A 22,926-nucleotide genomic window follows, 5' to 3' on the forward strand; every position below is an offset into this window, starting at 1 on the left:
CACCTGACGTTGCATACATGTTCCGCATCTGTTGGGCAGAGCTCGGTGCCGGCTACGGCACGAGGAGCACCTTGCCTGTGGTGAGTCTGCCCTCGAGATCGGTGTGGGCCCGGGCAGCTTCCGCCAGGGGATAGCTGGCCCCGATCCGGACATTCAGGCTACCGTCGGCCGCCGCCCGGAAGATTTCGGTGGAACGCCAGCGGCGCTCCTGGGCGTTGAGCAGGAAGTGCCTGATGGTCGGCCTGGTAATGCTCAGGGAACCGCCTGAATTGAGCCGTTGCGGATCGAACAGCGGGACGGGTCCTGATGCGGCCCCGAACAGCACCAGGGTGCCGCGGGTGCGGAGGCTGGAGAGTGAGTCGTCGAACGTGTCTTTCCCGACGCCGTCGTAAACCACGTCCACACCGGTGCCTCCGGTGAGCCCCCGGACGGCGTCCGCGAATCCGTCGTAGCCCAGTACCTCGTCTGCCCCGGCTGCGCGGGCCAGTGCTTCTTTACCGTGCGTCGAAACTGTCGTGATGACCCGGGCTCCGCGGGCCTTCAGAAGCTGGATCAGCAGCAGGCCCACACCGCCGGCGCCGGCGTGCGTCAGAACTGTGTGACCGGGCTCAACCCGGAAGGATGAGTTGATGAGGTAATGGGCCGTCATACCCTGCAGGGGGAGGGCCGCGGCCGTGAGGTCATCGACGCCGTCGGGCACAGGGAGGGCCTTGTCGGCGTCAAAGACGGTGTACCCGGCATAACAGTGCGATCCCTCAGCAGTCGCAACGCGGCTGCCCACTGAGAACCCACCGGTGCCGTCCCCTAGTTCCACAACGGTTCCGGACGCTTCGGAACCCGGGGTGAAGGGGAACGGAACTTTATAGATGCCGCCGCGCTGGTACGTATCAATGAAGTTGACGCCGGCGGCCGCTACCTTGACCAGAAGCTGGCCGGGTCCGGGGACAGGGCGGTCAACCTCAGAGAATTCCAGGACTTCAGGGCCGCCCGGCCGCCGGGCAAGGATTGCATGCATGATGGGATCTCCTCCTCCGGGCAGGAATTTCCGGACCTCGGTTCCTCAACCATCCTGGGGAGACCGGCCCGCAGGACGAAGTCCAGGCGGCGGTCTCCCCGGATGCCAGTTATGGGGCTGCTCGGCTTGAGCGTGCTAGTAGCGGCCTGAGACTGCTGACATGGGGCACTCGAAGCGCCGGCCCGCGGCCAGGCCCACTTCATTGAGGTAACGGACGATGATGCCGTAGGACTGCAGCAGGGTTGTCTCCGTGTAGGTGATGCCGTGCTTGTCGCAGTACTGGCGGACGATGGCGGCGGCGCGGTGCAGCTGCGGGCGCGCCATATCCGGGAAGAGGTGGTGTTCGGCTTGCTTGTTGAGGCCGCCGAGCAGTATGTCCATGAAGAATCCGCCCGAGATGTTGCGGGAGGTGAGGACCTGCCGGCTGAGGAAGTCAACACGGCTGTCGGCCGGAAGGACCGGCATGCCCTTGTGGTTCGGAGCGAACGAGGCGCCCATGTAGAAACCGAAGACGGCGAGCTGCACGGCGATGAAGGCGAAGGCCATACCCAGCGGGAGGAACCAGAACGCGAGGAAAGGCAATGCGGTCAGGCGAGCCACCAGGATGGGAATCTCCACCCAGCGGTGGGTGACTTTGGCGCGCTGGAAAATGAACTTGATGGAATCCATTTGCAGGCTGAAGCCCAGGAGGAACAGCAGCGGGAAGAAGAACCAGCCCTGCTTGCGGGTGAGGAACGAGAACCGGCCCTGGCGGCCGGCAGCCGCTTCAGTGTGAAACGCCAAGGCTCCCGTTGCAATGTCAGGATCCTTGGAAATGACGTTGGGGTGGTTGTGGTGCGCGCCGTGCTTCTGTTCCCACCAGGAGTAGCTGATGCCGGCCACGGAGGTGGCGAGTATCCGAGCCGACCAGTCGTTGGCGCGGCGTGAAGCGAAGATCTGGCGGTGGCCGGCCTCGTGTGCCAGAAAACAGAGCTGGGTGCAGATGATGCCCAGGGCGGCGGCGATCAGGAGCTGGAACCAGCTCTCACCGATCAGCGCAAAGCCGAACCAGGTGGCAGTCATCAGGGCGACCAGGCAGGCGAAGAGTGTGATGTAAAACCGGCGCCTGCGCTCAAGCAGCCCGGCCGCGCGGACGGTCTTGAGCAGTTCGGAGTAGCTGAGAACCATGGCATTTGGCTGCCGGACCCGTGTTTTGGGGCGTTCAGAGGTGGAAGTAGGGGACATAGCTGTATGCCTCGTAACTGCTTACGGGCAACGCTGCAGCCGACTTTCGGACTGCACGGACTCATTCACCCTCTGTCCAGCATACGACAGTGCTGGCTGGCGTCCCCATGGAAGCCACGAAATTCGTATGCATAAATATCGGTCACAGTGAATATTCTTGCTGTATAGTTCTGGTCATGACTATTTCTGTTGCCGTTTCCGGTGCCAGCGGCTACGCCGGCGGTGAGGTGCTGCGCCTCCTGGCCGGCCACCCGGACGTCACCATCGGCGCGATCACCGCCCACAGCAACGCCGGATCACGCTTGGGGGAACTGCAGCCACACCTGCACAGCCTCGGCAGCAGGATCCTGGAAGACACCACGGTGGACAACCTTGCCGGCCACGACGTCGTGTTCCTGGCACTTCCGCACGGGGCGTCCGCTGAGATTGCCGCGCAGCTGCCCGAAGGCACCCTGGTGATCGACGCCGGCGCCGACCACCGTCTGCAGGATGCCGCGGCGTGGGAACAGTTCTACGGATCGGCACACGCCGGAACCTGGCCTTACGGGCTCCCTGAGCTGCCGGGCCAGAGGGAAGCGCTAAAGGGCGCCACGCGGATCGCTGTGCCGGGCTGTTACCCGACGTCGGCCCTGTTGGCCTTGACTCCGGGCTTCGCCAACAAGCTGCTGCTGTCCGACGACGTCGTGATTGTCTCCGCTTCCGGAACGTCAGGCGCAGGCAAGGCCGCCAAGGTGAATCTGATCGGCTCCGAGGTCATTGGCTCCATGAGCCCCTACGGCGTGGGTGGCGGACACCGCCACACGCCTGAAATCGAACAGGGCCTGTCCAATGCGGCCGGCGGGCCAGTCACAGTGTCGTTCACACCCACCCTCGCACCGATGAGCCGGGGTATCCTCACCACGGCCACAGCCAAGGTGGGTCCCGGGGTTACGGGCGGGCAGCTTCGCCAGGCCTGGCTTGATGCCTATGATGACGAACCCTTCGTTCACGTCCTGCCGGAAGGCCAGTGGCCATCCACCAAATCGGTGCAGGGGTCCAACCATGTGCTGATGCAGCTGGCATTTGACGAGCACGCGGGCCGTGTCATTGTCACGTGCGCCATTGATAACCTCACGAAAGGGACCGCCGGGGGAGCCGTGCAGTCCATGAACATTGCACTCGGCCTGGCGGAAACCGCCGGCCTTAATCTGCAGGGAGTTGCCCCGTGACCATCACCGCCCCCAAGGGATTCCGCGCAGCCGGTGTCAAAGCCGGCCTCAAGGCGTCAGGAAAACCGGACCTCGCACTGGTGGTCAACGACGGCCCGTCCAAGGCAGCGGCCGCCGTTTTCACCTCCAACCGGGTCGCCGCAGCGCCCGTGCACTGGTCGCGTCAGGTGGTCTCGGACGGCCGCGTTGATGCGGTGATCCTGAACTCGGGCGGTGCCAATGCCTGCACGGGTCCCGAGGGTTTCCAGAACACCCACACCACGGCGGAAAAGGTCGCGGAAGTGCTGGGCATTTCCGCCACGGACGTGTTTGTCTGCTCAACCGGCCTGATCGGTGAGCAGCTTCCCATGGACAAAATTGTTCCCGGGATTGATGCTGCAGCGGCTGCCCTTGGCGAAGACGGGGGTGCAGCTGCAGCCACGGCGATCATGACCACCGATTCCGTCTCCAAGCAGGCCGCCTTCACCGGCACGGACGGTGATGGCAAGGAGTTCACCATCGGCGGCATCGCCAAGGGCGCCGGCATGCTGGCCCCCGGTCTTGCCACCATGCTGGTAGTCCTCACCACAGACGCCGACGTCGAGGCGGAAATGCTCGACGTCGTCCTCCGGGACGCCACGCACGTCACGTTTGACCGGACCGACTCGGACGGCTGCATGTCCACGAACGACACTGTGGTTCTGCTGGCCTCCGGCGCGTCCGGGGCGGTGCCGTCCGCAGCGGCTTTCGGAGCGGGGTTGACGCAGGTTTGCGCCGAGCTGGCCCGCAAGCTGATCGGCGATGCCGAGGGTGCCAGCCATGACATCGCGATCCGGACTTTCAACGCGGCAAGTGAGCAGGACGCCGAGACCGTCAGCCGCGCCGTGGCCCGCTCCAACCTCTTCAAGGCGGCCATCTTTGGCAAGGATCCCAACTGGGGGCGCGTGCTCTCAGCCGTGGGCACCACTGACGCCGCCTTCGAACCGGATGAGCTGAATGTGTCCATGAACGGCGTCCAGATCTGCCAGAACGGAAGCATCGGCCAGGACCGCAATCTTGTGGACCTCGAAGCCCGCGAAGTCCTGGTGGAGATCGATCTTCAGGCCGGCGGGTCGGAGGCAACCATCTGGACCAATGACCTCACCCATGATTACGTTCACGAAAACAGCGCCTACGCCAGCTAGCCAGGAACAGCCACCTCCAAGGGAAACAGCCTCCATGAATGCCCAGACACGCGAGAACACCTCCATGCTGGATGCCCAGAGCAAAGCCGGCACACTGATCGAAGCCCTGCCCTGGATCCAGCGTTTTGCCGGTACCACCATGGTGATCAAGTACGGCGGAAACGCCATGGTTAATGACGATCTCCGGCGCGCATTCGCAGAGGACGTCGTATTCCTGCACCACGTCGGAATCCACCCCGTGGTAGTCCACGGCGGCGGTCCGCAGATCAACGCAATGCTGACCCGCTTGGGTATCGAGTCCGAGTTCAAGGGCGGGCTGCGTGTCACCACTCCCGAGGCAATGGACGTGGTGCGCATGGTGCTGACAGGGCAGGTCGGGCGCGAACTGGTGGGCCTTATTAATTCGCACGGACCCTACGCCGTGGGAATGTCCGGTGAAGACGGCGGCCTCCTGCGCGCCGTCCGGACCGGCACAATAGTCGACGGCGTGGAAGTTGATCTGGGCCTCGTGGGAGAGGTGGTGGGGGTGAATCCGGAAGGAATCCTGGATATCCTCAATGCCGGCCGCATCCCGGTGATTTCCACGGTGGCCCCGGAAATCTCCGACGACGGGCAGGGTGACAGAGGAACACAACGGGCCCACACCACTGGCCAGGTATTGAACGTCAATGCGGACACGGCCGCCGCCGCCCTGGCTGAAGCTCTTGGCGCATCCAAACTCGTCATCCTCACCGATGTCGAAGGACTGTATGCCAACTGGCCGGACCGTTCCTCGCTGGTTTCATCGCTCACTGCCTCGGAGCTGCGTGAGCTGCTGCCCTCTCTCGAGTCGGGCATGATCCCCAAGATGGAGGCTTGCCTCAAGGCAATTGACGGGGGCGTGGAGCGGGCGCACATTGTCGACGGGCGCCTGCCGCACTCCATGTTGCTTGAAACATTTACCACCGCGGGCATCGGCACGCAGGTTGTCCCCGATGAGGAAGTGAACGCATGAGCGCTCTGGAAAAAGAAGTCGTTGAGACCCCCGCCATCGCCATAGCAGGCCACAGCACCGGCGCGGACTGGCTGGCACGGTACTCCTCGTCACTCATGGGCGTCTTCGGGACCCCGCAGCGGGTCCTGGTCCGCGGCGCCGGTTCCCTTGTGTGGGATGCCGACGGCAAGGAATACCTGGATCTCCTGGGCGGTATTGCCGTGAACGCACTGGGCCACGCCCACCCGTTTGTGACCTCCGTTATCGCCAGCCAGCTGGCCACCCTGGGCCATGTCTCCAACTTCTTCACGAGCCCTACGCAGATCGCCCTGGCCGAAAAGCTGCTGGCGATCACGAAGGCGCCCGCGGGCTCCAAGGTGTTTTTCGCCAACTCCGGCACCGAAGCCAACGAGGCCGCCTTTAAGCTGGCCCGCCGCAACTCGGGCGCCAGCCCGGATGACACGGCCAAGCCCCGGACGAAGATCATCGCCCTCGAAGGCGCCTTCCATGGCCGCACCATGGGTGCGCTTGCCCTGACGGCAAAGGAGGCCTACCGGGCCCCGTTTGAGCCGCTCCCCGGTGGGGTGGTCCACATTCCGTTCGGCGACATCGAGGCCCTCCGTGCCGCCGTCGACGAGACCACGGCCGCCGTGTTCCTCGAACCCATCCAGGGCGAGGCGGGCGTCCGCCCGCTGAGCATCGAATATCTGCAGGCGGCGCGCGAAATCACCAGCCGGGCAGGCGCCTTGTTGATCCTTGACGAAGTGCAGACCGGCATCGGCCGGACCGGCAAATGGCTCGCCAGTGAAGATGCCGGCATCGCGCCGGATGCTGTGACCCTGGCCAAGGGCCTGGGCGGCGGCTTCCCCGTGGGAGCGCTGATCACCTTCGGTGAGGCGACATCCTCGCTCCTGGCCGCGGGCCAGCACGGCACCACCTTCGGCGGGAACCCGGTGGCCACCGCAGCCGCCCTCGCCACGCTCCACGCCATCGAAAGCCAGGGTGTGCTGGGGAACGTGCTCGCTGTCGGTGCGCACCTGCGGGACAGCCTCGCCGCCGTCGACGGCGTCACGGAAGTCCGCGGCGAAGGCCTCCTCATCGGCTTCGACCTGGACGCCGACGTCGCAGCTGCCATGGTGACGGCAGGGCTCGATGCCGGTTTCATCATCAACAGCCCTGGTCCGCGCACCATCCGCCTGGCCCCGCCGCTCATCCTGACCACAGAGCAGGCAGACCGTTTCCTGGCGGCCCTTCCTGGCATCATCAACGCCGCCACTCTCCAGACCGCATCAGCCCAGACCGCCAAGGACGCCCAGTGACTACCTCTACCACCCGTCACTTCCTCAAGGACACCGATCTGACCCCAGCCGAGCAGGCCGAGGTGCTGGAACTCGCCGCCCGGATGAAGGCTGCGCCCTACAGCGTCCAGCCGTTTTCCGGCGAAGGCAACGGCCGCAAGACCGTGGCCGTCATCTTCGACAAGACCTCCACCCGCACCCGTGTCTCCTTCGCCACGGGTGTGGCGGACATGGGGGGCAGCGCCCTCATCATCAATCCGGGCGAGGCCCAGATCGGCCACAAGGAGTCCGTGGAGGACACCGCGAAAGTGCTGGAGCGCATGGTGTCCACTATCGTGTGGCGCACCTCGGCGCACTCCGGGCTCGTGGCCATGGCCGAAAACTCCAGGGTGCCCGTCATCAACGCACTCTGCGATGATTACCACCCCTGCCAGCTCCTGGCCGACCTCCTGACGGTCAAGGAGCACAAGGGCGAGCTCAAGGGACTCACCATGAGCTACCTTGGGGACGCCGCCAACAACATGGCCAACTCCTACCTCCTTGCCGGTGTCACTGCGGGGATGCACGTCCGCATCGCCGGCCCGGATGGCTACCTGCCGGCTCCTGAAATCATCGCAGCCGCGGAGGACCTTGCAGCGGACACCGGCGGCTCCGTCCTCATCACCACGGATGCGGCGGAGGCGCTCCTCGGCGCCGACGTCGTCGCCACCGACACCTGGGTATCGATGGGCCAGGAAGATGAGAAGGAAGCCAGGCTCCGGCTGTTCCGGGACTATTCCGTGGACGAAGCGGCGATGAAACTCGCGGCGCCGGCCGCCGTCGTTCTTCACTGCCTGCCTGCCTACCGGGGCTATGAGATTTCGGCCGGCGTCATCGATGGTCCGCAGTCGATTGTCTGGGATGAGGCCGAAAACCGGCTGCACGCCCAGAAGGCGCTGATGGCGTGGCTGCTGCACCAGTCCGGTCTCGCCGTGGTTGACGGGCTGCCACCGGTAGGGGAGCCTGCCTAGATGTCCGTCCAGCCTCTGTCAGCGGGCGCAAGCCCCGCCACTAAGATTGCCCGGCAGGCGCGGATCACCGCGATCCTGACCGGCGAGTCAGTGCGCTCACAGGCCGAGCTTGCAGCTCTGCTGGCGGACGACGGCGTCCAGGTCACCCAGGCAACACTGTCCAGGGACCTCGTGGAGCTTGGCGCGGTCCGCGTCCGCGGAAAAGAAGGGGTGCTGGTCTACGCGGTGCCGGGCGAGGGCGGGGAGCGTGCGGCCAGGAGCGGCGTAACCCAGGAAATCCTCGATGCGCGGCTGTCCCGGCTGTGCGGCGAGCTCCTGGTCACCGCCGAGGCTTCCGCCAACATTGCGGTGCTGCGGACTCCGCCGGGTGCGGCGAATTTCCTGGCGCTGGCGATTGACCATTCAGTGATGCCGTCCATCCTTGGCACTATCGCAGGTGACGATACCGTGCTGCTGATCTCCAGGGATCCAGTGGGCGGACAAGGGCTGGCCGCCCGGTTCCTCCAGCTCGCCGAAGAAGCCAACACCAGCCAGTAACCTGACACCCGGTGGGGCCCCTATTCCAATGACCCGCCGGACACAACGATGTGTCAGGCTTTCATCAAACAAAACAAGAACCAACAATGAAGGAGCATTTCCGTGACTGAGCGTATTGTTCTGGCCTACTCCGGTGGCCTGGATACTTCCGTAGCCATCGGCTGGATCGGTGAAGCCACCGGTGCCGAGGTCATCGCCGTGGCGGTGGACGTCGGACAGGGCGGCGAATCGCTGGAGACCATCCGCCAGCGCGCCCTCAGCTGCGGTGCCGTTGAGGCTTACGTGGCGGACGCAAGCGACGAGTTCGCGAACGAATACTGTGTGCCCACGCTGAAGGCAAACGCCCTCTACCAGGGCCACTACCCGCTGGTGTCCGCCATCTCCCGCCCGGTGATAGTCAAGCACCTGGTCAAAGCGGCCCGGGAATTCGGCGCCACCACCGTTGCGCACGGCTGCACCGGCAAGGGTAACGACCAGGTCCGCTTCGAGGTGGGTATCCAGACCCTGGGCCCGGACCTGAAGTGCATCGCACCGGTGCGCGACCTCGCCCTGACCCGCGACAAGGCCATTGCCTTTGCCGAGGAAAAGGGCCTGCCGATCGAAACCACCAAGAAGAACCCGTACTCGATCGACCAGAACGTCTGGGGACGCGCCGTCGAAACCGGCTACCTCGAGGACATCTGGAATGCCCCCACCAAGGACATCTACGATTACACCGCCACTCCGGATTTCCCGCCGGCACCGGATGAGGTCATCATTTCCTTCGAAGCCGGCGTGCCGGTAGCGATCGACGGCGTGAAGGTCACCCCGCTCCAGGCCATCAAGGAACTGAACCGCCGCGCCGGCGCCCAGGGCGTGGGCCGCATCGACGTCGTCGAGGACCGCCTAGTGGGTATCAAGTCCCGCGAAATCTACGAAGCACCCGGTGCCATGGCCCTCATCACCGCGCACAAACACCTCGAGGACATCACCATCGAACGCGAGCAGGCACGCTTCAAGGCCACTGTTGGCCAGCGCTGGGCTGAGCTGGTGTACGACGGCCAGTGGTTCTCCCCGCTCAAGCGGTCCCTGGATGCCTTCATCGAAGACACGCAGCGTTACGTCTCCGGTGACATCCGCATGGTGCTGCACGGCGGACAGGCGATCGTGAACGGACGCCGCTCCGAGACCTCGCTGTACGACTTCGATCTGGCCACCTACGACACCGGTGACACCTTCGACCAGTCCCAGGCCAAGGGCTTTATCGAGCTGTGGGGCATGTCCGCCAAGGTTGCCTCCGGCCGCGATCTCCGCGTCTCAGGAAAGTAACGCAAGTGGTTGAGCAGAATCCGGCGGTCAATCAGGTGGGGAGCGAAGCCCTGAAATCAGAAGCGACCAACCAGGGCTCCCTGTGGGGCGGACGCTTCGCCGGCGGCCCCGCGGACGCCCTCGCGGCATTGAGCAAGTCCACGCATTTCGACTGGCGGCTGGCCCGCTATGACATCGCCGGTTCCATGGCGCACGCCCGCGTTCTCCACAAGGCCGCGCTGCTGGACGACGCCGAGCTGGAAGGCATGCTCGTGGCCCTGACGCAGCTGGACGAGGACGTTGCCTCCGGTGCATACACGGCCGCTGAGACCGACGAAGACGTGCATGGTTCGCTGGAGCGCGGCCTGATCGAACGGGCAGGAACCCAGCTTGGCGGCAAACTGAGGGCCGGCCGGTCCCGCAACGACCAGGTGGCCACGCTGGGACGTATGTTCCTGCGGGACCACGCCCGGATCATCGCCCGCGGCGTGTTGTCGACCGTTGACTCCCTTGTGGGCCAGGCCAAGGCCCACCACGGTGTGGCCATGCCCGGCAGGACACACCTTCAGCATGCCCAGCCGGTGCTGCTGAGCCACCACCTGCTGGCCCACGCCTGGGCGCTGCTTCGCGATGTGCAGCGGCTGCGGGACTGGGACAAGAGGGCAGGTGTGTCGCCTTACGGTTCGGGTGCGCTGGCGGGTTCGTCACTGGGCTTGGACCCGGAGGCTGTCGCCGCCGAGCTTGGCTTCTACTCGGCCACACACAACTCGATCGACGGCACCGCATCCCGCGATGTCTTCGCCGAATTTGCCTGGATCACGGCCATGATCGGCGTGGACCTCTCCCGGGTCTCGGAGGAAGTGATTATTTGGGCGACCAAGGAGTTCTCCTTCGTCACCCTGCACGATTCCTACTCCACCGGTTCCTCGATCATGCCGCAGAAGAAGAACCCGGATGTGGCGGAGCTGGCGCGCGGCAAGGCCGGCCGACTGATCGGCAACCTGACCGGGTTGCTGGCCACGCTCAAGGGCCTGCCGCTCGCGTACAACCGCGACCTCCAGGAGGACAAGGAACCCGTCTTCGACGCCGCTGACACGCTGGAGGTCCTGCTCCCGGCTGTGTCCGGCATGATTGCCACACTGACGTTCAACACGGAGCGGATGGAAGCCCTGGCCCCCCAGGGTTTCGCGCTGGCAACGGACATCGCCGAATGGCTGGTCCGCCAGGGCATTCCGTTCCGTGAAGCCCACGAGCTGTCCGGCGCCGCCGTGAAGCAGGCCGAAGGCCGGGGCGTGGAGCTGTGGGACCTGACGGATGAGGAATACGCTGCCATTTCGGAGCACCTCACGCCAGAGGTCCGCACGGTCCTCAGCACGGAAGGTTCGCTCAACAGCCGCAACTCACAGGGCGGAACGGCGCCGGCCGCCGTCGAACGCCAGCTGGTGGCCCTCGAAGCGGAACTAGCCAGCGTGCGGGCGTACGCGGGATAGTTTCCGGGATCCACGCGGGATGGCATGGGAGCGGCTATGTTTCTAGGGGGATCATTGCCGTGACGTGCCATCTCGCGTCCGCTTAGGGTGGGGGAATGAGCGACCCCTTCCGGAGCCAACTCCGCGCCTTGCCAGACTTCCCCTTGGAGCTGCCGGACTTTGATCCGGACGCTGCCCCCGCGGATCCAGTGGAGCTCTTCCGGCGGTGGCTGGACGAGGCGCTGGCCGCCGGTGTCCAGCAGCCGCATGCCTGCAGCCTTGCCACAGCCGACAGCAACGGCCAACCCTCGGCCAGGATGCTGATCCTGAAGAATATCGACGACGACGGCTGGCATTTCGCCACGTCCCGCACGTCGCGGAAGGGCCGGGAACTGGCCGTTAACCCGCGGGCGGCACTGAACTTCTACTGGCCGCAGCAGGGCCGCCAGATCAGGGTGGCCGGCCGGGTGATTGAGCTGTCCGAAGAAGCCTCGGCGGCTGACTGGCACGCACGCCCCGCTGCTGACGGCACCGACAACCCGGACTGGCAGCTGTACGCCGTCTCCCCGCAGGAGATCGAGTTCTGGCAGGCCAGACACGACCGCAGGCATATGAGGCACTTTTACGGCGCGGGGCCGGAGAGCGGCCGTGTTAATGGTGGATGACTCTCAGCTACGATTGCGGTATGACCGCAATCACACCGGACACGCTGCTCGCCGAACTGCACAAGAACGCCGACGTCGTCGCCTCCACCGCTGCCAAACTCGCCGACGAGGACGTTGTGGCGCCGTCGGAACTTCCAGGCTGGAGCCGGGGTCACGTCCTGGCCCATATCACCGGGATCGCCAATGCGATGGCCCGGCAGCTGGAATACGCGGCGCGCGGGGAATCCGTGGAGCTCTACGACGGCGGTTACGAAGGGCGCACCCAGGCCATTGAGATGGCAGCCAGCCACGGACGGACAGAACACCTCGCTGATCTGGACACCGCGCTGGAGCGGGCGCTGCGCGCGTTTGACGCGCTCGACGCGGACGGCTGGCAGACGCCCATTTCTTACCGCGGGGGAGTGGTTCTGGACGGCGGGTTGGCGCTGTGGCGCGAACTGGTGATCCATGCCTCTGATCTGGGAACGGGCAGGGGGCCCGAAACCTGGAGCCGGGATTTCTGTGGCCATCTGTTTGCTTTCCTCACCGCACGCGTGCCCGACGGGCAGCGATTTGTCCTCCAGCCGCTCGGACTGCCGCCGCTGTCCGTTGGCAGCGGCGACCGGTCCACCGTGATCAACGGAATGATCACCGACATCGCAGCGTGGCTTGCCGGGAGGAAACCGTCTCTGGGCAGCCTTCGCGCCTCAGCAGCGGCGGACGGTGTGGACCTTCCGGAACTATTGCCTTGGCCATCCGGAGTGGCGGCAACAAAGCAGCCCGGATCGGTTGGTTGAGCGGCTCGAACCTCAGGCGCTTTCGCGGGCCAGCAGGCTTTCCTTGACGCTCAGCCCCCAACGGAATCCGCCGAGCGTACCGTCGGTGCGGACCACCCGGTGGCATGGGACAAAGAGCGCCGCGGCGTTGAAGGCGCAGGCGCTGGCAGCCGCGCGGACAGCCTTGGGATTACCCGAAAGATCAGCGTATTCGGTGTACGTGACCGGTGTCCCGGGACTGACCGACCGGAGCACATCCCAGGCGTGGCTCCGGAACGGCCCTGACTTCTGAAGCACGGGCACCTCCATGGCCGGGGCGGGATTGCCCGAGTAAAAAGCCTCCACGGCCGCAGAGATTGACCCCAGATCGTTGACATCCTCATAGTCCCGGGGCAGCAGTTCCGGATGGATCTGGCCGGTGAGTTCAGCGACGTCGGCCGTCCAGCCCGAGGCGAGTACGGCGCCGTCGCGGGCAATGATGGTGAACGGGCCGTCCGGGGTGGACATGGTCAGCACTTGTGCTTTCATTTCATCGCTTTCTCTAAGGATGTTGTTTTGGGGGCGCCAGCAGCTCGCCACAGATGCATGGTTGCGTAGGACCGCCAGGGGCTCACCTCGGCGAAATCCGCCGTGCGGCTCGATGGTGCACCGGCGGTGACCCTGCGGATCCCGTTCCGGACGGCGGCATCGTTGGCAAGGAACATATCCGGAGCGCCGATGACGCGCATGGCAACGTAGCCCACGGTCCAGGGGCCGACGCCTGCCATCGGGAGGAGTTTGCCCCTCAGCCCCGGAAGATCATCGCCGTAGCCGAAGTCCAGCTCCCCTGAGGCCATGGCCTCTGCAGCCGAGCGGATGGAATCGATCCGGCGCTGCGGACCACGAAGCAGTCCGAATCCCGTCTCTGCGATCTGCGCGGCTGTCGGAAAAAGCCGGTGCAGGCCATCCTCCGGCACCAGGCTGGCGCTTCCTGAGTCGGAAAGTCCTGTCAACGCCGTCCGTGCTGCTGCCACCGTGATCTGCTGCCCGATCATGGCCCTGATCAGCAATTCCTGCGGGTCCACGGCGCCGGGCATCCGGATGCCTGGCACCTCGGCGACGGCTGCCGCCAGCCGCGGATCGGAGGCCAGCGCGCCATCGATTGCCACAGGATCGGAGTCGAGATCAACGAGGCGCCGGACCCTGCTGAGAAGCGCCGGCAAGTCACGGAGGTCCACAGCCCCGATGGTGAGTTCCAGCGGCCGTCCCGGGGCGTCGTCGTCGTACTCAATGCGGAAGCGGGCGTCACCATGCGGCAGCCGCAGCGTCCGCGCGTAGGAAGTCGGAGTTCCTGACTCAATGCCGGGAATGGCCCGTACGGCCAGGAACCTGAAGACGCCTGGATCGAACGGTTCCCGGTACGGCAGGTTCAGCGTGAGGGCAGTTGTAGCGGCCGGCATCCGGTGGTTCCGGGCAGTTCCGCGCAGTGCGGTAGGCGTCATCGCGAACACTTCACCCACGGTGTCGTTGAACTGGCGAACGCTGCTGAATCCCGCGGCAAATGCTATGTCCGCCAGCTTCATGGAGGTGGACACCAGCAGCGTGCGGGCGGTCTGGGCCCGGCTGGCGCGTGCCAGCGAAAGCGGCCCCGCGCCCAGTTCGTGGCGAAGAATCCGGTTCAGCTGACGGGATGAATAGCCCAGCTTCCGTGCAAGACCCTCAACACCGTCGCGGTTAATGACGCCGTCGTTGATCAGCCGCATGGCCCGTCCGGCGATGTCCGAGCGGATATTCCAGTCCGGCGTGCCGGGAACGGCCTCCGGGAGGCATCGTTTGCAGGCGCGGTAACCCGCGTCATGCGCGGCGGCGGAGGTTTCGTAGAAGGTGACGTTTGCGGCTTTAGGCGTCCTGGCCGGACAGGAGGGCCGGCAATAGATGCCGGTGGTGCGCACCGCCGTGTAGAACTGCCCGTCGAAACGGGTGTCCCTTGCGTCGATTGCGCGGTAGCGCTGCCAGAAGTCCATGGCTTCATCCTGCCAGCTGGCAGGTTCTCAAGCTAGCGGAAATCGGACATGGCCGCGGGAGGGTGTCCGATACAGTCGGGACATGGGCAGCAGCCAGACTTCCGACGGCGGAACGCAGCCCGTGCGCGAGTTGCTGGGCGGTGACGCCCGAGATGTTGCCCCGCTGTTGCTTGGCTCGATCCTCACCCATGAATCCGCGGCGGGGACCGTGTCCGTGCGGATCACCGAGCTCGAGGCCTATCTGGGACCTGTCGGTTCCCTGCATCCGGATCCGGGTTCGCATTCCTTCCGTGGTCCCACCCCACGCAATGCCCCGATGTTCGGTCCTGCCGGCCACTTGTATGTGTACTTCTCCTACGGCATGCACTACTGCGCCAACCTCGTCTGTGGACCGGCGGGGGTGGCATCAGCGGTGCTGCTCCGTGCCGGGCAGGTGACGGACGGCCAGCAACTGGCCCGCGCCAGGCGGCCCGCAGCGAAGTCTGAAATAGACCTCGCCAGCGGCCCCGCCCGGCTCGCCGCAGCACTGGGCCTGACGACGGCGGACAGCGGCCGCGACGCCCTGGCCTGGCCGTTCAGTCTGCAACTGTCCTCTGTTCCTGCCGCTCACGTCAGCTCAGGGCCAAGAGTCGGAGTGTCAGGCGACGGCGGCTCGGCCAGCTATCCGTGGCGATTCTGGATCACCGGTGACCCGTCGGTTTCCCGCTATAAAGCAGCGAAGGCGCGCTCGGCGTAATCGTGGGGCCAGGCGAAGGGTGCCAGCCTTTCCTGCAGGCGCAGCCGCACGGGCGGCCACTCCTGCTGCAGAATCGAGAAAACGGCGGTGTCGGAACGGCCGCCATCAGGTGCGGTGCGGTGTCCGCGCAAGACTCCTTCGAACGTGGCGCCGAGCCGCTCAATAGCGGCGGCACTGCGGGTATTGCGCGCATCGCAGCGGAAAGCCACCCTGTGTACGGCCAGCACATCGAAGGCATACGCCAGCAGCATGTGCTTGCTCGCCGGATTCACATGGCTTCCCCAGAACTGGCGGCCGTAAAAGGTGCCGCCGATTGCCAGGCGCTGTTGCTCAGGAACATGGTCGTACAACGCAGTGGTGCCCAGCAAGGCACCCGTCCGCTGATCCGTCACGGCGAAGGGGATAGTGGCAGGATCGGAGCGCCGGGACAGGAAGAGACCGGCCAGTTCCTCCGGGGTACCCGGCATGGCCGCCGCCATCCCAGCCCACATTTCGGTATCCACAAAGTCAAAGAGTCCGGTTGCATGCAGCGGCTGCAGAGGGATAAGACGGATGCCGTGACCGGACAGGACAATTTCGTGTTGCATTGCAGTATTGAACCACCACTGCTGCCTCTGGGAAATGGCTAGTCATGCCTGGCTGAATGAACTTTTGGTAACGCGGCACGGGTGTCGGCGCCGGGACCCGTCCGGGGCTGGCCAGAGCACCACGCAGTAGGGTGGACGGGTGAATCAAAGCCAGCCGGATCAAGTCAAAAGAGCCCCGTCCGTGGACGAGCTGATCAACAGCCTCTGCGCCACAATCCCGGACTACCCCAAGCCCGGGATTGTGTTTAGGGATCTCACCCCGGTCTTTGCCGACGGCACGGCGTTCAGAGCTGTTGTTGATGCCTTGGTGGAACCTTTCCGTGGCCAGTTCGACGCCGTTGCGGGGATCGAGGCCAGGGGTTTCCTGCTCGCGTCAGCCGCCGCCTACGCCACGGGCACCGGTGTCATTACTGTCCGGAAGGCCGGGAAGCTGCCCCGGGAAGTGTACTCAGAGGGCTACGCCCTGGAATACGGCACGGCCACACTCGAGCTGCACACTACGGATGTGCCGGCCGGAAGCCGGGTCCTGATCCTGGACGATGTCCTGGCCACGGGCGGAACCCTGGGCGCAGCCACCCGGTTGTTTGAACGCTGCGGTGTCCATGTGGCCGGCATTGGGGTGGTGATGGAACTCGGTGAGCTCCGCGGACGCTCGGTTCTTTCGGGCCATCGGGTCCGGTCCCTTTTGCGGCTCTAGGAACCGCCCCGCCGGAATCGTTTTTCGCCGCCGGGCTGTTGAGGACGCGTTTACCGAAATGGTTGTAGAATGGACGGTCTGTCTTTTGCGATAGGGGAACGTTTTGATGCTCGACTCCGATTTGGCCCGGGAACGGGACTATGTTGCTGGTTTGTATGCCCGGCTTGATGAGTTGCGTGAGGAAAAGCGCGCCCAGCTTGCCCAGGTCCGCCGTGCCGGTGCCGTGGGCACCATGCAGAACGTCTCGGAACGTGACGCCTTTGCCGCGCTCTATGAGGACCGTCTGGCGCAGCTCGACGCCGTCGACGACCGCCTGGTCTTTGGCCGGCTGGACCTGGACTCCGGCGATGCGCAATACATCGGCCGGATCGGACTCACCACGGACGATCTCCAGAGGCTCATGGTGGATTGGCGCGCTCCCGAGGCGGGGCACTTTTACCAGGCCACTGCGTTCGACCGGCAGGGAGTCCGCCGTCGTCGCCACCTGATCCTGCAGGGCCGCGACGTCAAGGCCATTGAAGATGACGTGCTCGACGCCGGCATGCTGGCAGATAACGATTCGCTCCAGGGCGAAGGCGCGCTGCTCGCTGCCCTGAACTCCAAGCGCACCGGACGGATGTCGGACATTGTCGGCACCATCCAATCCGAGCAGGACCGCATCATCAGGTCCTCCATTTCGGGTGCCGTGGTGGTCCAGGGCGGCCCCGGAACGGGAAAGACTGCCGTCGCCCTGCACCGCGCCGCCTATTTGCTGTACACGCACCGGGACCGCCTCAAAACAGCCGGTGTCCTGCTGGTGGGCCCGTCGTCGTCATTTATGAAGTACATCGAGCGGGTGCTTCCCTCTCTGGGCGAGACCGGTGTGGTGATGGCTAGCGTGGGCAGGCTGATGCCGGGCATTAACGCCGTGGCGGAGCCGGAGGCTGCCGTTGCCGCCGTCAAGGGCAGGCTGGACATGGCCGGTGTGGTGGCCAACGCCGTCGCGCACCGCCAGCGTATTCCCGCAGAGGACAGGATCCTTGACGTTGACGGACGGCGGCTGGTACTCACACCCCGGCAGGTCCGACGGGCCCGCGAACGGGCGCGGTCCACCGGCAAGCCTCACAATGAGGCCCGGGTATCGTTCGTCAAGATCCTGCTCCGCGAACTGACCGAGCAGATGACGGAGCTCGTCGAGGCAGGCAGCATCGGCAACAACGCTGACCGCTCCTATCTTGCCGAGGACGTGCGCACGGCCCGTGACGTCCGGATCGCACTTAACCTGTGCTGGATGCCCATGACACCTGAGAAGCTGATCAACGAGCTCCTGAGCAAGCCGGCGGTGCTGGAGGCCTGCACGCCCATGCTCACTTCGGATGAGCGCACGCTGCTGCTCCGTCCGTCCGGCGCTCCGTGGACAGAAGCCGATGTTCCGCTTCTCGATGAAGCGGCTGAACTGCTGGGAGAGCTGGACCCGGCTGCCGGCAAGGGTCTGGCGCAGCAGGAACACGATCGCGCCCGTGATCTGGCGAACGCCAAACAGACTCTCGTCAATATGGAAACTGCCGGTGTGGATGTTCTGGTCACGGCAGAGGAACTGGTGGATCAGAACCAGGAGCGCCAGGCACGGCTGACGGCTGCCGAGCGCGCCACGAGCGACCGCACCTGGGCGTTCGGGCACATCGTGGTGGATGAGGCACAGGAGCTTTCCCCCATGCAATGGCGGTTGCTGGTCCGCCGGTGCCCGCTGAAATCCTTCACCATCGTGGGCGACATCGCCCAGACCAGTTCCGTGGCCGGAGCCAACTCGTGGCAGAGTGCGCTGGCGCCGATGTTCGGTGACCGCTGGCAGCTCGAGGAGCTGACCGTCAACTACCGCACACCATCCCAGATCGCCGAAGCCGCCGCACGCATGGCCAACGCCGCCGGGCTTGTGGTTTCCGCACCCAAGGCGGTGCGCGAAGGGCGCTGGTCGCCCGTCATCGACCGCGTGGACGCCGGCAAGATCGTCAGCCGCCTCGTGGAGGTGCTTCCCGAAGAACTGGCAGCGCTCGACGGCGGTCTGCTGGCAGTCATCGCTGACGGTCAGCTTCTGCCGGAGGCCACGGCGGCGCTGCGCGCCGTCTATGGTCATCGTGTGGGCACTGGCGCCGGAAGCTACGAGCAGGACGTTGTGGTCATCAGCCCGCGGGAAGCCAAAGGTCTGGAATTCGACGGCGTGGTGGTGCTTGAGCCCGCCATGATGCTCAACCATGAGCACGGACGCGTGGGGGATCTTTATGTGGCCATGACGCGCCCCACCCAGCGCCTGAGGCTGATCGCCGCGGCACCGGTACCGGCTGGCATCGAACGCTGAGGCTTGCCAGGTCCTGCCAAGTCTTGCCAAGGCGGGGACGGGGCACCGGTAATCCGGTGCTCCGTCCCCGCCAATACTGCTAACTTAGATCTCGTGCCACAGCTAACTAATCTCGAATCCCAGCAGAACGACCCCGCGTTTGCCAATATCTGGCAGGAGCTCAAGTGGCGCGGACTGGTCCATGTGTCCACTGATGAAACCGAGCTTGAGAAATTGCTCGCCGGTAGCCCCGTGACGTATTACTGTGGCTTCGATCCCACGGCTCCCAGCCTGCACCTGGGGAATCTGGTACAGCTGCTGCTGATGCGCCGCTTGCAGCTCGCCGGTCACCGGCCCCTGGGACTGGTGGGCGGCTCCACCGGCCTGATCGGTGATCCCCGTCCGACGGCGGAGCGCACCTTGAATACGAAGGACACCGTTTCCGAGTGGGTCGGCTACCTGCAGGTACAGATCAGCCGCTTCCTCAGCTTCGACGGAGACAACGCGGCCCGTATGGTCAACAACCTCGACTGGACCGCCCCCTTGAGCGCCATCGACTTCCTGCGCGAGATCGGGAAGCACTTCCGCGTCGGCACCATGCTCCGCAAGGATGCCGTGGCCTCCCGACTCAGCTCGGACGAAGGCATCAGCTACACCGAATTCAGCTACCAGATTCTCCAGGGCATGGACTACCTGCAGCTCAACCGCGATTACGGATGCGTGCTGCAGACCGGCGGATCCGATCAATGGGGCAATCTGACCAGTGGCACCGAACTGATCCGCAAAGTGGAAGGCCGGAGCGTCCATGCCATCGGTACGCCGCTCATTACGAACTCCGACGGAACCAAGTTCGGCAAGAGTGAAGGCAACGCGATCTGGCTGGATCCGGCAATGTGCAGCCCATACGCCTTCTACCAGTTCTGGCTGAACTCGGCAGATGCCGACGTCGCTGACCGTCTCAAGGTGTTCACGTTCCTGAGCCGCGCCGAGATTGAGGCGCTGGAGGTTTCCATTGAGGAGCGTCCCTTCGCCCGTGAGGGCCAGCGGAAACTTGCCTTCGAGGTCACCTCCCTCGTTCACGGGGTGGATGCCACGGAGAAGGTCATTGCCGCTTCTGCAGCTTTGTTCGGTAACGGCGATCTGACAGTCATGGACCAACAAACGCTCGAAGCTGCCACGTCAGAGCTGCCATCAGCCAAGGTAGCCGCGGCCGGGTTGGGCATCATCGACCTTTTGGTGGCTTCGGGGCTTTCGGAGAGTAAGTCGGCTGCCCGTCGCACCGTCGGAGAAGGCGGGGCCTACGTCAACAACACGAAGGTTTCGGACCCGGATGCAGTCATTGCCGTGTCTGAGCTTTTGCATGGCAGGTATCTGCTGTTGCGCAAGGGTAAAAAGAACCTTGCAACTGTTGAGATTTCGGCACCATAGCCCTCGAATCCCGACGTTTTCACGCTTCTCCACAACCGATTTGCGCGGTCGTGGGGGAGCGTGTATTGTTTTCTGAGTCGCCGCCGCTGAGTGGTGACAAACCCCCTTCACTTGAGAAGCAATTCTTCATATGCGCAAAGCAGCTGTGCTGTTTGCATAAATGAAGAATGGCTTCAACTTCTGATGGGCGGATTCATTCCGCAGAGTGAATATCGGGAAAATAACCCGGATTTGCAAAGTGAATATGAATGGAATAAGCTAAGAACATCGCAGCGAAGGAAAGCGAAACAAAAGAATTCATTGAATATGAATTGTTTCGGGAAGTATTCGAATGTGTCTGTTGTTTGAGAACTCAATAGTGTGCCAAGTTTGTTGATACCGGTTTATTTTATATGAATTGGTTGAATTTGCCGGATCCTGCCACCCCGTGGTTGGGGTCTGGTTTTTACAGCTGGTTTCAAATTTTGTGCAGTCGGCATGCCCCGTTTTCCCGGGGGTGTTGGTTGTGTCTGTTTTTGTTTTACTTCAACGGAGAGTTTGATCCTGGCTCAGGATGAACGCTGGCGGCGTGCTTAACACATGCAAGTCGAACGATGAACCCCAGCTTGCTGGGGGGATTAGTGGCGAACGGGTGAGTAACACGTGAGTAACCTGCCCTTAACTCTGGGATAAGCCTGGGAAACTGGGTCTAATACCGGATATGACTCCTCATCGCATGGTGGGGGGTGGAAAGCTTTTTGTGGTTTTGGATGGACTCGCGGCCTATCAGCTTGTTGGTGAGGTAATGGCTCACCAAGGCGACGACGGGTAGCCGGCCTGAGAGGGTGACCGGCCACACTGGGACTGAGACACGGCCCAGACTCCTACGGGAGGCAGCAGTGGGGAATATTGCACAATGGGCGCAAGCCTGATGCAGCGACGCCGCGTGAGGGATGACGGCCTTCGGGTTGTAAACCTCTTTCAGTAGGGAAGAAGCGAAAGTGACGGTACCTGCAGAAGAAGCGCCGGCTAACTACGTGCCAGCAGCCGCGGTAATACGTAGGGCGCAAGCGTTATCCGGAATTATTGGGCGTAAAGAGCTCGTAGGCGGTTTGTCGCGTCTGCCGTGAAAGTCCGGGGCTCAACTCCGGATCTGCGGTGGGTACGGGCAGACTAGAGTGATGTAGGGGAGACTGGAATTCCTGGTGTAGCGGTGAAATGCGCAGATATCAGGAGGAACACCGATGGCGAAGGCAGGTCTCTGGGCATTAACTGACGCTGAGGAGCGAAAGCATGGGGAGCGAACAGGATTAGATACCCTGGTAGTCCATGCCGTAAACGTTGGGCACTAGGTGTGGGGGACATTCCACGTTTTCCGCGCCGTAGCTAACGCATTAAGTGCCCCGCCTGGGGAGTACGGCCGCAAGGCTAAAACTCAAAGGAATTGACGGGGGCCCGCACAAGCGGCGGAGCATGCGGATTAATTCGATGCAACGCGAAGAACCTTACCAAGGCTTGACATGAACCGGAAATACCTGGAAACAGGTGCCCCGCTTGCGGTCGGTTTACAGGTGGTGCATGGTTGTCGTCAGCTCGTGTCGTGAGATGTTGGGTTAAGTCCCGCAACGAGCGCAACCCTCGTTCTATGTTGCCAGCGCGTTATGGCGGGGACTCATAGGAGACTGCCGGGGTCAACTCGGAGGAAGGTGGGGACGACGTCAAATCATCATGCCCCTTATGTCTTGGGCTTCACGCATGCTACAATGGCCGGTACAAAGGGTTGCGATACTGTGAGGTGGAGCTAATCCCAAAAAGCCGGTCTCAGTTCGGATTGGGGTCTGCAACTCGACCCCATGAAGTCGGAGTCGCTAGTAATCGCAGATCAGCAACGCTGCGGTGAATACGTTCCCGGGCCTTGTACACACCGCCCGTCAAGTCACGAAAGTTGGTAACACCCGAAGCCGGTGGCCTAACCCCTTGTGGGAGGGAGCTGTCGAAGGTGGGACTGGCGATTGGGACTAAGTCGTAACAAGGTAGCCGTACCGGAAGGTGCGGCTGGATCACCTCCTTTCTAAGGAGCACCTACAATGTCCTGTTCCCCGTGTATGCGGGGTGTGGGGGTTGTCAGGAGTACAGCCCGTTTCGCGGACGGAAGTTCCGCGGCGGGTGCTCATGGGTGGAATATCAGCAAATAGCGGTTGCCGGTTCTTTCCGGTGCCTAGTACGGTGTCTGTGTTTTCCTTCGGGAGGGTGCGGGTGCGTGGAACGGTGCCGGCGGGGGTTGGTGGTTTAGTGTTTGGCACACTGTTGGGTCCTGAGGCAACAGGGTCATGGCGTATGCCTGTATCTCCTTTTTGTGGGGGGTGCGGGTGTGTGGTGTGGGTTTGTTTGTTTCTGGTTTCCTGGCTGCAGCGATCATGCATGTGTCCCTTTCGGGGGTTGTGTGTGGGGTGTGTGGTTTGGGGTTGTTGTTTGAGAACTACATAGTGGACGCGAGCATCTTTTATAAGAAGCAATTTCCAAGAATATGAACCTGGATCTTATCTGTGCGTCGTGTGTCCTTTCGGGGGTGTGCGTT

At 63.7% G+C, this 22,926-nt stretch carries 19 protein-coding genes and 1 rRNA gene; 15 read left to right on the forward strand and 5 right to left on the reverse strand.

The features are described from left to right. Window positions 1-52: 52 nt before the first annotated feature. Both ACQCST_RS08790 and ACQCST_RS08795 read right to left on the reverse strand, forming a co-directional pair. Complete coding sequence (locus tag ACQCST_RS08790; RefSeq protein WP_426999125.1) at window positions 53-1,018, reverse strand: quinone oxidoreductase family protein; 966 nt, start codon at window positions 1,016-1,018, stop codon at window positions 53-55. Between the two features lie 132 nt (window positions 1,019-1,150). Next, window positions 1,151-2,239 (reverse strand): fatty acid desaturase family protein, encoded by a 1,089-nt coding sequence (locus ACQCST_RS08795; protein ID WP_426998882.1) that lies wholly within the window; start codon window positions 2,237-2,239, stop codon window positions 1,151-1,153. 176 nt (window positions 2,240-2,415) lie between these two features. Between ACQCST_RS08795 and argC the strand changes: the two genes are divergently transcribed. The 10 genes from argC to ACQCST_RS08845 all read left to right on the forward strand — a co-directional run bounded on the left by argC (window position 2,416) and on the right by ACQCST_RS08845 (window position 12,625). After that, window positions 2,416-3,447, forward strand: coding sequence for an N-acetyl-gamma-glutamyl-phosphate reductase (gene argC, locus ACQCST_RS08800; protein WP_426998883.1), 1,032 nt, complete (start codon window positions 2,416-2,418; stop codon window positions 3,445-3,447). Then, window positions 3,444-4,610 carry a bifunctional glutamate N-acetyltransferase/amino-acid acetyltransferase ArgJ gene (argJ, locus tag ACQCST_RS08805; RefSeq protein WP_426998884.1) on the forward strand — a complete coding sequence of 389 codons (1,167 nt, stop codon included), beginning with the start codon at window positions 3,444-3,446 and terminating at the stop codon, window positions 4,608-4,610. Before argC ends, argJ begins: the two co-directional genes overlap by 4 nt. A 34-nt stretch (window positions 4,611-4,644) precedes the next feature. Continuing rightward, entirely contained in the window at window positions 4,645-5,604 is a 960-nt protein-coding gene (argB, locus tag ACQCST_RS08810) for an acetylglutamate kinase (protein WP_426998885.1), read from the forward strand. Then, window positions 5,601-6,902: an acetylornithine transaminase gene (locus tag ACQCST_RS08815; protein WP_426998886.1), complete on the forward strand. Its 1,302-nt coding sequence runs from the start codon at window positions 5,601-5,603 to the stop codon at window positions 6,900-6,902. Before argB ends, ACQCST_RS08815 begins: the two co-directional genes overlap by 4 nt. After that, a complete protein-coding gene (gene argF, locus ACQCST_RS08820) occupies window positions 6,899-7,891 on the forward strand; it encodes an ornithine carbamoyltransferase (protein ID WP_426998887.1) in 993 nt (330 codons plus the stop codon). Before ACQCST_RS08815 ends, argF begins: the two co-directional genes overlap by 4 nt. Continuing rightward, entirely contained in the window at window positions 7,892-8,428 is a 537-nt protein-coding gene (locus ACQCST_RS08825; RefSeq protein WP_426998888.1) for an arginine repressor, read from the forward strand. Window positions 8,429-8,530: 102 nt separating this feature from the next. Then, window positions 8,531-9,736 carry an argininosuccinate synthase gene (locus ACQCST_RS08830; RefSeq protein ID WP_426998889.1) on the forward strand — a complete coding sequence of 402 codons (1,206 nt, stop codon included), beginning with the start codon at window positions 8,531-8,533 and terminating at the stop codon, window positions 9,734-9,736. A gap of 5 nt (window positions 9,737-9,741) precedes the next feature. Beyond that, window positions 9,742-11,205: an argininosuccinate lyase gene (argH, locus tag ACQCST_RS08835; protein WP_426998890.1), complete on the forward strand. Its 1,464-nt coding sequence runs from the start codon at window positions 9,742-9,744 to the stop codon at window positions 11,203-11,205. 95 nt (window positions 11,206-11,300) lie between these two features. Further along, a complete protein-coding gene (locus ACQCST_RS08840) occupies window positions 11,301-11,849 on the forward strand; it encodes a pyridoxine/pyridoxamine 5'-phosphate oxidase (protein ID WP_426998891.1) in 549 nt (182 codons plus the stop codon). A 20-nt stretch (window positions 11,850-11,869) separates the two neighbouring features. Then, entirely contained in the window at window positions 11,870-12,625 is a 756-nt protein-coding gene (locus ACQCST_RS08845; protein ID WP_426998892.1) for a maleylpyruvate isomerase family mycothiol-dependent enzyme, read from the forward strand. Window positions 12,626-12,637: 12 nt separating this feature from the next. Here the strand turns inward: ACQCST_RS08845 and ACQCST_RS08850 are convergent, their stop codons facing one another. Both ACQCST_RS08850 and ACQCST_RS08855 read right to left on the reverse strand, forming a co-directional pair. Beyond that, window positions 12,638-13,132 carry a methylated-DNA--[protein]-cysteine S-methyltransferase gene (locus ACQCST_RS08850; protein WP_426998893.1) on the reverse strand — a complete coding sequence of 165 codons (495 nt, stop codon included), beginning with the start codon at window positions 13,130-13,132 and terminating at the stop codon, window positions 12,638-12,640. Further along, on the reverse strand, window positions 13,129-14,607 hold the full coding sequence (locus tag ACQCST_RS08855) for an AlkA N-terminal domain-containing protein (protein ID WP_426998894.1): 1,479 nt from the start codon (window positions 14,605-14,607) through the stop codon (window positions 13,129-13,131). Before ACQCST_RS08855 ends, ACQCST_RS08850 begins: the two co-directional genes overlap by 4 nt. Before the next feature lie 82 nt (window positions 14,608-14,689). Between ACQCST_RS08855 and ACQCST_RS08860 the strand changes: the two genes are divergently transcribed. Further along, window positions 14,690-15,343 (forward strand): DNA-3-methyladenine glycosylase, encoded by a 654-nt coding sequence (locus tag ACQCST_RS08860; RefSeq protein ID WP_426998895.1) that lies wholly within the window; start codon window positions 14,690-14,692, stop codon window positions 15,341-15,343. Here ACQCST_RS08860 and ACQCST_RS08865 read toward each other — a convergent pair. Next, on the reverse strand, window positions 15,313-15,930 hold the full coding sequence (locus tag ACQCST_RS08865) for a GNAT family N-acetyltransferase (protein WP_426998896.1): 618 nt from the start codon (window positions 15,928-15,930) through the stop codon (window positions 15,313-15,315). The genes ACQCST_RS08860 and ACQCST_RS08865 overlap by 31 nt on opposite strands. 139 nt (window positions 15,931-16,069) lie before the next feature. Here ACQCST_RS08865 and ACQCST_RS08870 point away from each other — a divergent pair, with 139 nt between their 5' ends. The 4 genes from ACQCST_RS08870 to ACQCST_RS08885 all read left to right on the forward strand — a co-directional run bounded on the left by ACQCST_RS08870 (window position 16,070) and on the right by ACQCST_RS08885 (window position 22,419). Further along, the gene (locus tag ACQCST_RS08870; RefSeq protein WP_426998897.1) at window positions 16,070-16,627 is read left to right on the forward strand and encodes an adenine phosphoribosyltransferase; all 558 of its coding nucleotides are present in this window, start codon (window positions 16,070-16,072) and stop codon (window positions 16,625-16,627) included. 106 nt (window positions 16,628-16,733) lie between these two features. Then, window positions 16,734-18,962: a HelD family protein gene (locus ACQCST_RS08875; RefSeq protein WP_426998898.1), complete on the forward strand. Its 2,229-nt coding sequence runs from the start codon at window positions 16,734-16,736 to the stop codon at window positions 18,960-18,962. 93 nt (window positions 18,963-19,055) lie between these two features. Beyond that, window positions 19,056-20,369 (forward strand): tyrosine--tRNA ligase, encoded by a 1,314-nt coding sequence (gene tyrS, locus ACQCST_RS08880; protein WP_426998899.1) that lies wholly within the window; start codon window positions 19,056-19,058, stop codon window positions 20,367-20,369. A gap of 525 nt (window positions 20,370-20,894) precedes the next feature. Next, window positions 20,895-22,419 (forward strand): 16S ribosomal RNA (locus ACQCST_RS08885). The last annotated feature ends 507 nt before the right edge of the window (window positions 22,420-22,926 follow it).

The sequence above is a fragment of the Pseudarthrobacter sp. N5 genome (assembly GCF_050157035.1).
Lineage (GTDB): Bacteria > Actinomycetota > Actinomycetes > Actinomycetales > Micrococcaceae > Arthrobacter.